We start from the raw sequence: 13,060 nt of genomic DNA on the forward strand, positions 1-13,060 counted from the left end.
TAGGACTGCCAGGCTGGCCTGAAAAGCATTGTCCCGGCATGAAGCCGGGACGCCGCCACCTCAGTTGACGTTGACGTTGATCTTGTCGGGAACCTTGATCTCGGTCTTGCTGCCGCCGAAGCCGAGGTTGTCGCGGAACACGTAAGCAAGCACCAGCAGCGCCAGGATGAGCACGATCGCCACGATCGCCCCGCTGCCGCCGCCGCTGTCGGTGTTCACGACCGTGGTTCGTTCGACCACCCGTTCGTTGCCGTCGTCGATATCCGCCATCTCGAAATCCTCCTGTTGTATCGCCGTAACGAACGCCCTTCCGGCCCCAAGCGTTCCAGAGGATTCACAGCGGACTCCAAGGGGTATACTTAACTCGTTGGTAACTGCAGCTGCGGCATTGGCTCCATAACGGGAGTGATCTTGACGGCATGGACGGTAGCTTTCCTTCAGGCATGAGCGCGGAGCCCGAGGCGCCGGGCGACGTCATGGTGATCGGCGGGGACGAGCGCCGGATGCACGTGCGCGCCTACAATTACTGGGCCTCGCTGCTGCGCGGCCGCGACTTTCCCTCGATAGAGGACCTCGACAGCCGCGACGTGCAGGATTTCTCCGACCACAGCCTGCTGCTCGACTTCACCGCCTCGCCCGACAATCCGACCACCAGCTTCATCGGCAGCGCCATCCGCGCCGAATGTGAGATCGGCGACGAGGTCCGCAGCATCGCCGACGTGCCCCCGCGCTCGCTGCTCAGCCGGCTGACCGACCATTACATGCAGATCATCGCCAATCGCGCGCCGATCGGCTTCGAGGCCGAGTTCACCAATCAGCGCGGCCACGACATCTGCTATCGCGGCATCCTGATGCCCTTCTCGTCCGACGGCGAGGGCATCGACTTCATCTACGGCGTCATCAACTGGAAGGACGGGGTCGGCATGCCGGCGCCCGCCCAGCCGACGGTCGCCGACGAGGCTGAAGAGATCCTCGATCTCGTCGATCCGCTCGCCGAGTCCGAAGACGAGGGCCAGGAAGTCGAGGACGCCCCGGTCGCGCTCGAGGCCGACGCCGGCCTTGCCGACCGATTGTCCGCCGCGCGCGAGACCGTCGAGGTGCTCAAGGCCGCCGACGGCCGCAGCCGCGCCGCGCTCTACCGCGCGCTGTCGCTCGCTTATGATTTCGCGGTCGCCGCGCGGCGCGTGCCGCAGGATTATGCCGAGCTGCTCGAAGACGCCGGGGTCAAGGCCCAGGCGCGCGCGCCGATGACCCCGATCGTCAAGCTCGTCTTCGGAGTCGATTACGACAAGGCGCGGCTGACCGAATTCGCCGCCGCGCTCGCTTATGCCGAGCGCCGCGACATTCCCTTCGAGGGCTTCCTCGCCTTCATCGAGCAGCACCCTGGCGGCCTCAAGGGACTGGTCGCCGCCGAGCGCGATGCCCGCCGGCCCGAGCCGCGCACCGACAACCGTGCCGACCAGGCCCGGACCCGGCTTCGCTCGGCGCTCGCCCAGCCGCTCAGCACGCTGGCCGGGAATGACGAATTCACTCTCGTTCTCGTCCGCCGCGACGCCCAGGGCCGGGTCGAACCGGTCTCGGCGGTGACCGATCTCACCCTCCTCGAGAAGGCGCTGCGCAAGCTCGCCTGACCCGCCCGGGGTTGTGGCTCCGGACCGCGAGGTCTAGACGCCCGGCCAGTTTCAAGGGCGGAGTATCATTCAATCATGGCGGCTGAGCCCCGCGTGTCCGGATCTCTGACGGACGCTCTTTCCCAAGCCTTGCTGGACGGCGCATTGCCCGGCGAAACCGAGGGCTTCAGCCCGTCCGAGCAGGCCGAAGCCGCCGCCTTCATCGCCGAAGCCGCCGCCACCCGCCCGCCCGGCCAGATCGTCCTCAAGCTCCAGTCGGTCGGCGGCGAAGCGGCCAAGCGCGTGATGCGCATGGTGATCGTCAACGACGACATGCCCTTCCTCGTCGACAGCGTCGCCGCGGTGATCGCGGGCCATGGGCTGACCGTGCACCGCCTGCTCCACCCGATCGTCCGCGCGACCCGCGAGGGCGGCAAGCTCGTCCGGCTCGGTGAAGGCGCGCCCGAATCGATCATCTACGTCGAGCTCGACCGCGCCGACGCGCGTGGCCGGCAGGACCTCGTCCAGGGGATCGAGGGTGCGCTCGCCTGCGTCCGCGCCGCGGTCGGCGACTGGCGCGCGATGCTCGACCTCATGCACGGCGACGCCGCGGCCGTCGGCACCACCGACCCTGAGAATGCCGCGCTGCTGACCTGGCTCGCCGACAACCATTTCACCCTGCTCGGCCACAAGGTTGTCGGCGCCGACGGGCGCTGCGGCGCCGGGCTCGGCATCCTGTCGGGCGAGGGCATCGACCTGTGGAGCGCCGAGGATACGCGCGGCCTGCTGGACGCCCTGGCCTCCGACCCACGACCGGTGCTCGCGCTCAAGGCCGACCGCCTGTCGCCGGTGCATCGCCGGGTCCCGCTCGACGTGGTCATCGTCCGCCGCGACGACGGGACGCTGTCGGTCCATGCCGGCCTGTGGACCAGCGCCGCGCTGCGGTCGCCCCCGACCGAGATCCCGGTCATCCGCCAGCGTCTCCAGATGCTCGACCGCGAGCTCGGCTTCGCGCCCGCCAGCCATGGCGCCAAGGCGCTCGCCCACGCCATCTCGACCCTGCCGCACGACCTCCTCATCTCGTTCGAGGAGGCCGAGGTCCGCCAGGCCGCGCTGACCGCGATGAGCCTCGCCGACCGCCCCCGTCCGGCGCTGCTGCTGCTCCCGGGCGCGCTCAAGCGGCACCTGTTCGCATTCGTCTGGCTGCCCCGCGACGAGCTCACCACCGCGCGCCGCCAGTCGATCATGAAGATGATCGAGGAGGCCGTTCTCTCCTCGGTCAGCAACTGGGCGGTCGAGCTTGGCGACGGCGACCTCGCGCTGATCCGCCTGACGCTCGGCTTCTCGGGCTCGCGCCCGCTGCCCGACGTCGACAAGCTCGATCGCCAGCTGGTCGACCGGGTCCGCGGCTGGGCCCCCGCCGTCGAGGCCGAGCTCACCGACCGCGTCGGCAGCGGCCGCGCGACTCGTCTCGCCCTCACCTATCTGTCGGGGATGCCCGAGGACTATCGCAGCCGGGCCCAGGCCGCCGAGGCCGCGGCCGACATCCTCCGGATCAGCGCGCTCGAGGACAAGGACGACCGCGACGTCCGCCTGTTCCGCGGCGAGGGCGACCGCCCTGGCCAGCTGCGCCTCAAGCTCTACCGCGCCGGCGACCTCATCCCGCTGTCCGAAGCCGTTCCGGTGCTCGAGAATTTCGGTTTCCGGGTAATCGAGGAGCGGCCCGTGTCGCTCGGCGACGACAGCCGGCTCGGCCACATCCACGACTTCCGGCTCGAGCTTCCGGGCGCCGAGTTCGAGAGCGTGCTCGCCCGAACCGACGTGATCGAGGGCGCGATCGCCGCGGTGCTCCAGCGCCATGCCGAGGACGACGAGTTCAACCAGCTGGTCCTCCTCGCCGGGCTCGAACCGCAGAGCGTGGTCTGGCTGCGCGCCTGGTTCCGCTACCTGCGCCAGACCGGCGTCTCCTATGGCCTCAGCACCGTGGTCGACGCCCTGAAGCGCACGCCGGCGGCCGCCCGCGCGCTGATCGCCTGGTTCGCTGCCGCGCACGATCCCGCCCGCGCCGATCGCACCGACAACGTCGCCGCCCGCCGCCAGGAGTTCGAGACCGCGCTCCAGGGCGTCAAGTCGATCGACGACGACCGCATCCTGCGCCTGATCCGCAGCGTGATCGAGGCGACGCTTCGCACCAACGCCTTCAATCCGCAGCCGGGCGAGGCCCTCGCCTTCAAGCTCGATCCGACCCGGGTCCCGGGCCTCCCCGCGCCCATCCCCTATCGCGAAATCTGGGTCTACAGCCCGCGCGTCGAGGGCATCCACCTCCGCGGCGGCCCGGTCGCCCGCGGCGGGCTTCGCTGGTCCGACCGGCGCGACGACTTCCGCACCGAGATCCTCGGCCTGATGAAGGCCCAGCTGGTGAAGAATGCGGTGATCGTGCCGACCGGCGCCAAGGGCGGCTTCTATCCCAAGCAGCTGCCTTCGCCCGCGACCGACCGCGAAGCCTGGCTCGCCGAGGGCACCGAGAGCTACCGCATCTTCATCCGCTCGCTGCTCTCGATCACCGACAACATCGTCGACGGCAAGGTCGTCCATCCCGACGGCGTCGTCGTGCATGACGGCGAGGACCCCTATTTCGTGGTCGCCGCCGACAAGGGCACCGCGACCTTCTCCGACATCGCCAATGCGATCGCGCTCGAGCGCGGCTTCTGGCTGGGCGACGCCTTCGCCAGCGGCGGCTCGAACGGCTACGACCACAAGGCGATGGGGATCACCGCCAAGGGCGGCTGGATCTCGGTCCAGCGCCACTTCCTCGAGATGGGCGTCGACATCCAGAAGGAACCGGTCACCGTGGTCGGCTGCGGCGACATGTCGGGCGACGTGTTCGGCAACGGCATGCTTCTGTCCAAGGCGATCAAGCTGGTCGCCGCCTTCGACCACCGCCACATCTTCATCGATCCCGATCCCGATCCGCACACCAGCTGGGTCGAGCGCGAGTGCCTGTTCACCATGCCGCGCTCGAGCTGGGACGATTACGACCGCAAGCGGCTGAGCAAGGGCGGCATGATCGTGCCGCGCAGCCAGAAGGAAATCACGCTGACTCCCGAGGCGCGCCGAGCGCTCGGGATCGAGGTCGAGACGATCGACCCGACCAGCCTCATCACCGCGATCCTCAAGGCCCCGGTCGGGCTGATCTGGTTCGGCGGCATCGGCACCTATGTGAAGGCCTCGCACCAGGCCAACAGCAGTGTCGGCGATCCTGCCAACGACCCCGTCCGGGTCGATGCCAACGAGCTTCGCGCCAAGGTCATCGGCGAAGGCGCCAACCTCGCCATCACCCAGGCCGCGCGGATCGAGTTCAGCGAGGAAGGCGGGCGCTGCAACACCGACTTCATCGACAACAGCGCGGGCGTCGACTGCTCCGACAATGAAGTGAACATCAAGATTCCCTTGAACCAGGAGATGCTCGAGGGAAGTCTCACGCTCGAGGCCCGCAACGAGCTACTCGCACGGATGACCGACGAGGTCTCCGAACTGGTGCTCGAGGACAATCGCCGTCAGACGCTCGCCCTGTCGGTGGCCGAGAGCGGCGGCGTCGCCGCGCTTCCCGCGCAGGTCCGCACGCTCGAACTGCTCGAGGCCTCGGGCCGGCTCGACCGCGCGGTCGAGGGGCTGGAGACGAGTGAGGAGCTGCTTCGCCGCGGCGCCGACAATCGCGGCCTGACCCGGCCCGAACTCGCGGTCCTGCTCAGCCTGTCCAAGCTGTCGCTGCAGGATGCCGCCGAGGAACTCCGCCTCGCCGACGATCCCCTGATGGAAGAGCAGTTGCTTGAGGCCTTCCCGGCCCCGATGCGGCGCAAGCATCGTCAGTCGATCCTCGCCCACCGCCTGCGCCACGAAATCGTCGCCACCAAGGTCGCCAACCGCTTCGTCAACCGCCTCGGGCCGAGCATCGCGCTCGACCTCACGGAAGAGGAAGGCTGCTCGCAGGGCCAGGTGGTCGCCGCCTTCCTCACCGCCGAGCGGCTGCTCCAGCTCGACCGGCTGTGGGATCGCCTCGACGCCGCGCCGGTCAGCGAGGCCGCGCGCCTCAGCCTGTTCGCGATCGCCGCGCAGAGCGTCCGCAATCACATCGCCGACATCCTCCGCGCCGGCGGCGGCGAGACCCGCGTCTCGGCGCTGGTCGAGATGCTCGAACCGGGCCTGACCAAGGTCAATGCCGAGGCCCGCTCAATCATCCGCCACGAGGTGAAGACGCAGGCCAGCGCGCGCCAGGAGGTCCTCGAGGCGATGGGCGCCCCGGCCGAGATCACCCGCGGCCTCGTCAAGCTCTATGAGCTCGATGGCGTGTTCGGGATCGCCGGGCTCGCCGCGCGCAAGGAGATGGACGTCCTCGCCCTGACCCAGGCCTATGTCCGAATCGGTGAGGTGCTTGGCATCGACTGGGCGCAGAGCCAGGCCGTCCGCCTCAGCCCCGCCGACCAGTGGGAGCGCCTGCTCGTCGCCGGCCTCGCCAACGAGTTCGAGCAGCTTCGCCTCGAGTGGCTCGCCCGGGTCCGCGGCGACGATCCCGAGGCGTCGGTCGAACGCTGGACCGAGCGCCAGGCGCAGCGGATCGGCCAGTTCCGCCAGCTCGTCTCGCGCGCCCGCAGCAGCGGCCACGTGACCGTGCCGATGCTCGCGCAGATCGCCGGCCAGGCCCGGATCCTGCTCGCACGCTGAGGACCGACCCCATGCGCTTCGCCGTCCTGACCCCGGCCCCAGATTACGAGGGCGAATGGGACTGGGCCTTCGCCGTCGAGGCCGAGGCGCTACGGGCGGCGGGCGGCGAGGTCGTGGCGGTGCCATGGACCGAATTCGACGACGCGGCCGACTTCGACCTCGTCTTGCCGCTCGTCACCTGGGGCTATCACCTCCGCCATACCGAGTGGCTGGCGTTGCTGGACCGCGCCGAGGCCGAGGGCTGGCCGATGGTCAATCCGCCGGCATTGCTCCGCTGGAACAGCGACAAGGGCTATCTCGCCGAACTCGGCGCCAAGGGCATCGCCAGCGTGCCGACGCTGGAGGTCGATCACCTGAACGAAGCCGCACTGGCCGCCGCCCACGGCGTGCTCGGCTCGGACGAACTGGTGGTGAAGCCGCCGGTCTCGGCGGGCGCGCATGGCACCTATCGGCTTGGGCCGGGCCAGCCGGTGCCGAACGACGTCCACGGTCAGCGGATGCTGATCCAGCCCTGGCTCGGCTCGGTTGTCGACGAGGGCGAGTATAGCCTGATCCTGTTCGGCGGGCGCTTCTCGCATTGTGTGGTGAAGCGGCCGCAGGCGGGCGACTTCCGGGTCCAGCCCGACCATGGCGGCTCGACCGACGCGGTCGAGATGCCCGACGGCGCGCTCGACCTCGCGCAGGCCGCGCTGGCGGCGGCGCCGGCGAAAGCGACCTACGCCCGGGTCGATCTCATCCGCGGCGATGACGGCGCGCTGCAGCTGATGGAGCTCGAAATGGTCGAGCCCGCGCTGTTCCTCCACTGCGCGCCCGACGCCTCGGCGCGCTTCGCCGACGCGATCCTCGCCGCGGCCTCAGCCGCCCAGCGCGCGCCCGAACAGCCACTGCCGTAGCGCGCTGGTGAGGTTGGGCGGGCTCGCCACCCGCAGCCGCGCCTCGTCGACTTCCGCGACCAGCGCGTTGATCGGCATGACCGCATCGCGCGCAGCGATCTCGAGGGCATGCCAGAAGATCGGCTCGAGGCTGATGCTGGTCTGGTGACCGCGAATGAGGACGCTACGCTTGACCGGTGGCGAGTAGGTGACGGTTTCCACCGTCAGTACATGTGCTGCCCGCCATTGATGGACAAGGTCGAGCCCGTCACGAACCCGGCATTCTCGTCGACCAGGAAGGCGACGCCGCGGGCGATCTCGTCGGCCCGGCCGAGCCGCCCCACCGGAATGCGCGCGACGATCTTTCCGAGCACGTCCTCGGGGACCGCCGCGACCATGTCGGTGTCGATATAGCCCGGCGCGATGGCGTTGACGGTGATCCCAGCGCGCGCGCCTTCCTGCGCCAGCGCCTTGGTGAAGCCGTGGATGCCCGACTTGGCGGCAGCGTAATTGACCTGTCCATATTGACCGGCCTGGCCGTTGATCGAGCCGATGTTGACGATCCGGCCGTAACCGCGCGCGACCATCCCGTCCCACGCCGCTTTCGCCATGTTAAAGCAGCCGCCGAGATTGGTGTCGATGACCTCCTGCCACTTGGCGTGGTCCATCCGCTTCATCGTCGTGTCGCGGGTGATGCCGGCATTATTGACGAGGACCTCGACCGGGCCCAGCTCCGCCTCGACCGCACGCACCCCGGCGATGCAGGCTTCATGGTCGCTGACGTCCCACTTGAACGCCTTGATCCCGGTTCGCTCGGTAAAGGCGCGGGCGCGCTCGTCATTGCCGGCGTAATTGGCCGCGACCGTCATTCCGGCATCGCGAAGCGCGACACTGATCGCCTCGCCGATTCCGCGTGTGCCCCCGGTAACGATCGCCACTCGTGCCATAACCCATCCTCCTGTCGACGGAGGCGAGCCTAGGCAGGCGAAATCCACCCCGCAAGTTCGCGCCGGACGATTGCCTCGAGCATCACCATGCCCTCGTCGCCGTCGTTGAGGCAGTCGAGCCGCGCGAAATGCGTGCCCCCGGCTTCCTCGAAATCCTCCTTGCCGCGAATGCCGAGCTCCTCGACCGTCTCGATGCAGTCGGCCGAGAAGCCGGGCGCGGCGATCGCGACCCTGGTGATCCCGCGCGCCGGATAGGCCTTGAGCACGTCGTCGGTTGCAGGCTCGAGCCACTTGTCGCGGCCGAAGCGCGACTGGAAGCTCGTGTCGGTCGGGATGCTCATCCGCTCGGACAGCAAGCGCGCGGTCTTGCGGCAGTGGCAATGATAGGGATCGCCCTTGCGGAGCGTCCGCTCGGGCATGCCGTGATAGGACAGGAGCAGCCGCTCGGGCACGAAGTCGAGCGCGGCGATCTGCCGCTCGAGATCGCGGTGCAGCGCGGCGATATAATCCTCGCTGTCGTGATAGGGCGGGAGGGTCCGGAGCGCCGGCTGCCAGCGCATTCCCGCGAGCGCGGCAAAGGCGACGTCGTTGGCCGTGGCCGTCGTCGCGGCGCAATATTGCGGGTAGAGCGGCGCGACGAGGATCCGTTCGCAGCCTGCCTCCTTGAGCTTCTCGACCCCTTCCGCAATCGGGCGCGTGCCGTAGCGCATCGCCCAGTCGACCATCACTTCGTCGCCCAGCCGCTCCTGCAGCTTCTGCGCCTGCTTGCGGGTGATGGCCGCGAGCGGCGAACCTTCCTCGGTCCACACCTGCGAATAGGCATGCGCCGACTTGGCCGGGCGGGTCCGCAGGATGATCCCGTGAAGGATCGGCTTCCACACCAGTCGCGGGACCTCGATCACGCGCGGATCGGACAGGAACTCCGCGAGGTAGCGGCGGACCGAGCCGACGTCGGGCGCATCGGGCGTGCCGAGGTTGATCAACAGCACGCCGACCTTGCGCGGCTTGATCGGGGGATGGTCGGGGGGAGGCTGCATGGATCAGGACATCGGGTTCAAGGGGAGGCTGCGCAAGCGTCGGCCGCTGGCCGCAGCGAGCGCATTGCCGACCGCGGCCGGAGCGGCAACCCAGCCGAGCCCGTTGACCCCGCCGGGGGCTGCGCCGCTAGGCAGTATTTCGACCAGTGTCTCGGGGCCCTTGCGAAGCCCGGGCGCGCTCGCCTCGAGGGGGCCCGCGACCCGGCCATAACGGAAGGAAGGCGCCGCCACCGTCGCCTGGTGGAGGGATGCGATCATCCCGCCCTCGACCTGCTGGCGCACGAGGCCCGGATTCACCACCCGGCCGCAATCGACCACCGCCACCAGCCGGCTCACCTCCACTTGTCCCCCCGTTCCGACCGATGCGCTCGCGACCACCGCGATGAAGCTGCCATAGGCGCTAATCGCGCAAAGTCCCATCTGGCTGCCCGGGCCGCCGCCGTCCCACCCGCCGAGCGCGGTCGCACGCACGAGGCAGCGCGCCAGTCGGGGATTGCCGCCGAGGAGCGCGATGCGCTGGCTGAGCGGATCGCGCCCGCCGATCCGCGCCAGCTCGTCAACGAAACTCTCGGTGAAGAAGGCAAGGGCGCCGTACAGCTCGCCGCGATGATAGCCGGCTTGCACCGGCAGCGTCGCACTTGCCGCTTCGAGCGCGACGTTGGGAATGGCGTAGGGGAGCGGCGAGAAAGCAGCGGCGCGAAACCCGCCCGGATCGCCGCCGACCAGCCGCCGCATCGCCGCATCGGTCCCGTCCACCCCGGCCACCCGCATCCGCCAGCCGCCGATCCGCCCGTCGGGCAGCGGCCGGGCATAGAGCCTTGCCTTGAGCGGCGCGCGCACCGCATCGCCGCGCACCTGCTCGGCGCGGCTCAAGGTCAGCTGCACCGGCCGGCCGGCCTCACGCGCCAGCGCGACCGCGATCGGAATAAGTCCCACATCGAGCGCGGCGCCGCCCTGCCCGCCGACCGGAAGCGGATAGAGGATCGTCCGGTCGAGCTTGTGGCCCGCCGCCTCCGCCGCTGCCCGCCGCGCCAGTTCGGGCGCCTGGGTCGCCGCCCAGATTTCGAGCAATCCGTCGGCAAGCCGCGCAGTCACGCTCGGCGGTTCGAGATCGTGGTGCAGCGCTGCCGCCGCCGAATAGGTCGCGGCCAGCGGGCGGGCGCCCTCGAAGGCCGTCTCCACATCGCCGATCCCGATCAGCGTCGCGAAATCGTCGCTGGCCAGCGCCCGGTCGAGGGCGTCGGCCACCGCCGCATCGTTGCCTGCGGCAAGCCCGAAGCTTGTCACCTTGGCCTTGGCCAGCGCCGCCTCGGCTCCCCACCAGTCCTCGGCCAGCGCTGCCACCCAGTCCTCGCCGCTTGCAAAGCGAATTCCCGCCGGGGCCGCGCTCTCGATCCTGACCTGCCCCGCGCCCGACCGCCGCAGCGAGGCGTGAAGCATCCCCGGCAGCCGCACATCGCCGGCAAAACGCAGCCGCCCATCAGCCTTGGGCGCGGCCTCCAGCCGGGGCAGCGGCTTGCCGACGAGCGCCCCACGTCCGGCCCGCAGCGGCGCTTCGCCCGGCAGCGTCCGTCCTGCCGCGCCTTCGGCCAGCGCCGCAAAGGGCAGCGATCGGCCTTCGTGGGTGACGAAGCCATTGGCGCTGTCGCACTCGCCCGCCCGCACCTTCCACCGCGCGGCGGCCTCCGCGACCAGCAGCGCCCGCGCCCCCGCGCCGAGCCGCCGCATCGGCGCTTCCATCGCCCGTATCGAGGTCGAGCCCGCGGTGATCCGCGCCGCCCCCTCGCCCAGCCGCCATTCGCGCCACGACGACAAGCCGTCGAGCCAGCCCTCACTTTTCGCGAGGGCATTCCCCCACTCGCCGCCGGGTCGCGCGGGCGTGACCCCGACGCTTTCCCACGCCGCGCCGAGCTCGTCGGCGGCGACCTGTGCCAGCCCCGTCCAGATCCCCTGGCCCGTCTCGACCTGCGGGATGGCGATGGTCACCCGGCCGTCCCTGGCGATCGCGATTCCCGGCCCGAGCAGCAGTTCGCCTTTGGCCGGGCGCAAGCTCGCCCGCTCGGCTCGCGGCCAGGCGGCATAGGCGATGACCAGCGCGCCCGCCGCGCCGCTGCCCACCAGCAGGGTCCGGCGGTCGAGCTTCAAGCGGCGTACTGGGCCTTGAGCGCCACCCGGTCGATCTTGCCGGTCCCGAGCCGCGGCAGATTCTCGTCGGCGAAGATGAAGCGCTCGGGCACCTTGAAGGCGGCCAGCCGCGGCGCGAGGAAAGCGCGAAGCTCGTCTTCGCTGAGGTCAGTGCCCTCGGCGGGAAGCACCACCGCGACCGGCACCTCGCCCAACCGCTCGTCGGGCGCGCCGAACACCGCCGCCTCGGCCACCGCCTCGCAGGCATAGACCGCGGCCTCGACCTCGGCCGAGCTGATATTCTCGCCGCCGCGGATGATGATGTCCTTCTTGCGGTCGACGATGAAGAGGTAGCCGTCCTCGTCGAGGTAGCCGATGTCGCCGGTGCGGAAGAAACCGTCGGCGGTGAAGGCCGCCGCGGTCGCCTGCGGATTGCGCCAATAGCCCTTGATGTTGGCGGCCGCCCTGATCCCCACTTCGCCGCGTTCGCCACGGGGCAGCTGCTGGCCGCCATCGTCCAGGATCGCGACTTCGGTGTAGGGCAGCGCCCGCCCGGTCGAGGCCGGCTTGGCGAGGTAATTGCCCCAGTAATTGCCGCAGCCGACCGCGTTGGTCTCGGTCAGGCCGTAACCCAGTGCGGGCTGGGCGGTCTCGAAGCTTTCCTTCAGCCGCTCGACATGCGCGACCGGGCGCGGCGCCCCGCCGGCGGCGATGTCGGTCAGGGTCGAAAGGTCGTAGCGGTCGCGATCCGGGTGGTTCATGAGCTCGAGGCTCATCGTCGGCACGCCCACGAAATAGGTGATCTTCTCCTGCGCGATCAGCCGCAGCGCCTCGCCCGCGTCCCATTTGGGCATCAGCACCATGCCCCGCCCGATGACGAAGCTGTTGAGCAGCACCGGCACTTCGCCGGTGACGTGGAACAGCGGCACGTTGAGCAGGGTCTTGGGCGGATTCTTCGGCCCGTCGCCCAGGCTCTCGAGGACGCCCAGCAGGGTCATCAGGCTGGTGGCGTAGGTATAGACGCCCATGGTCACCGCCCGATGCGTCGACAGCGCGCCCTTGGCGTCGCCGGTCGAGCCCGAGGTGAACAGGATGGTCGCGTCGTCGTCCGGGCCGATCTCGGGCAGCGTTACGCCCTCGTCCTCCTCGCCGAGCAGCGGGGCGAGCGCCTCGCCGATCGGGCGCTCGATCGCGACCGACAGGAGGCCGATCTCGCCGCAGCCAGCCTCGATCCGCCGCGCGCGCGGCTCGTCGGCGATGATCAGCCGGGGCGCGGTGAGCTCAAGCGCATGCTGCGCCTCCGAGGCCTGCCACCAGCCGTTGAGCAGGGTCGAGATGCCGCCCGCCTTGAGGATCGCCATATGCGCGACGATCCAGGTCGGGCAATTGCGCATCGCGATGCCGACACGGTCGCCCTTGCGGACCCCGTGCCGGGAGACCAGCGCCTTCGCCAGCCGCTCGGACCAGCGGTCGAGGTCGGCGAAGGTCAGCCGCTCCTCACCCGCGATCACCGCTTCGACCGCAGCATTCAGCGCGCAGAACGTGCGGAAAAAGGCCGGCAGCGTCGCCGGTAAGTTGGTGACGACCTTGCACCCCTTCGCGTCGGTGCCGACGACAATGCGACCGCCCGGCCCCGTGACGGCCGCGAGCACGGCGTCATAACGTTGGTCGAGCTCACTCGGCATCGTCGCAGGTCTCCTTGGACTTTGATCGCGTCCCTCTTATGAGACCCGCGGGCCCAAGGGAAA

At 69.8% G+C, this 13,060-nt stretch carries 9 protein-coding genes; 3 read left to right on the forward strand and 6 right to left on the reverse strand.

Translation table 11 applies throughout. The annotated features are described in order from the left end of the window. Positions 1-60: 60 nt before the first annotated feature. Complete coding sequence (locus tag BS69_RS0108200) at positions 61-270, reverse strand: hypothetical protein (protein WP_029941472.1); 210 nt, start codon at positions 268-270, stop codon at positions 61-63. A gap of 173 nt (positions 271-443) precedes the next feature. Between BS69_RS0108200 and BS69_RS0108205 the strand changes: the two genes are divergently transcribed. From BS69_RS0108205 to BS69_RS0108215, 3 genes are all read left to right on the forward strand, one after another. Then, positions 444-1,631: a PAS domain-containing protein gene (locus BS69_RS0108205; protein WP_156956974.1), complete on the forward strand. Its 1,188-nt coding sequence runs from the start codon at positions 444-446 to the stop codon at positions 1,629-1,631. A gap of 75 nt (positions 1,632-1,706) precedes the next feature. After that, on the forward strand, positions 1,707-6,332 hold the full coding sequence (locus BS69_RS0108210; protein ID WP_029941474.1) for an NAD-glutamate dehydrogenase: 4,626 nt from the start codon (positions 1,707-1,709) through the stop codon (positions 6,330-6,332). 11 nt (positions 6,333-6,343) lie between these two features. Continuing rightward, positions 6,344-7,225, forward strand: a complete 882-nt coding sequence (locus BS69_RS0108215) for an ATP-grasp domain-containing protein (protein WP_051676643.1) — start codon at positions 6,344-6,346, stop codon at positions 7,223-7,225. On the opposite strand, the gene BS69_RS0108220 is transcribed toward BS69_RS0108215, so the two are convergent. The 5 genes from BS69_RS0108220 to BS69_RS0108240 are packed head-to-tail and all read right to left on the reverse strand — an operon-like array spanning position 7,187 to position 12,997. Beyond that, on the reverse strand, positions 7,187-7,426 hold the full coding sequence (locus BS69_RS0108220) for a ribbon-helix-helix domain-containing protein (protein ID WP_245605126.1): 240 nt from the start codon (positions 7,424-7,426) through the stop codon (positions 7,187-7,189). The two genes, BS69_RS0108215 and BS69_RS0108220, sit on opposite strands and share 39 nt — an antisense overlap. 2 nt (positions 7,427-7,428) lie before the next feature. After that, a complete protein-coding gene (gene phbB / locus BS69_RS0108225; protein WP_029941476.1) occupies positions 7,429-8,151 on the reverse strand; it encodes an acetoacetyl-CoA reductase in 723 nt (240 codons plus the stop codon). Positions 8,152-8,180: 29 nt separating this feature from the next. Continuing rightward, positions 8,181-9,188, reverse strand: coding sequence for a ferrochelatase (gene hemH / locus BS69_RS0108230; protein WP_029941477.1), 1,008 nt, complete (start codon positions 9,186-9,188; stop codon positions 8,181-8,183). A 3-nt stretch (positions 9,189-9,191) separates the two neighbouring features. Beyond that, positions 9,192-11,333, reverse strand: coding sequence for a molybdopterin cofactor-binding domain-containing protein (locus BS69_RS0108235; protein ID WP_029941478.1), 2,142 nt, complete (start codon positions 11,331-11,333; stop codon positions 9,192-9,194). Continuing rightward, entirely contained in the window at positions 11,330-12,997 is a 1,668-nt protein-coding gene (locus tag BS69_RS0108240) for a class I adenylate-forming enzyme family protein (protein ID WP_029941479.1), read from the reverse strand. The genes BS69_RS0108235 and BS69_RS0108240 overlap by 4 nt, the downstream gene beginning before the upstream one ends. Positions 12,998-13,060: the final 63 nt, after the last annotated feature.

This window comes from Sphingomonas astaxanthinifaciens DSM 22298, from assembly GCF_000711715.1.
Lineage (GTDB): Bacteria > Pseudomonadota > Alphaproteobacteria > Sphingomonadales > Sphingomonadaceae > Sphingomicrobium > Sphingomicrobium astaxanthinifaciens_A.

Coding starts and splice junctions, on each gene's coding strand:
- BS69_RS0108200 (WP_029941472.1), bottom strand. CDS start 270: ATGGCGGATATCGACGACGGCAACGAACGGGTGGTCGAACGAACCACG.
- BS69_RS0108205 (WP_156956974.1), top strand. CDS start 444: ATGAGCGCGGAGCCCGAGGCGCCGGGCGACGTCATGGTGATCGGCGGG.
- BS69_RS0108210 (WP_029941474.1), top strand. CDS start 1,707: ATGGCGGCTGAGCCCCGCGTGTCCGGATCTCTGACGGACGCTCTTTCC.
- BS69_RS0108215 (WP_051676643.1), top strand. CDS start 6,344: ATGCGCTTCGCCGTCCTGACCCCGGCCCCAGATTACGAGGGCGAATGG.
- phbB (WP_029941476.1), bottom strand. CDS start 8,151: ATGGCACGAGTGGCGATCGTTACCGGGGGCACACGCGGAATCGGCGAG.
- hemH (WP_029941477.1), bottom strand. CDS start 9,188: ATGCAGCCTCCCCCCGACCATCCCCCGATCAAGCCGCGCAAGGTCGGC.
- BS69_RS0108240 (WP_029941479.1), bottom strand. CDS start 12,997: ATGCCGAGTGAGCTCGACCAACGTTATGACGCCGTGCTCGCGGCCGTC.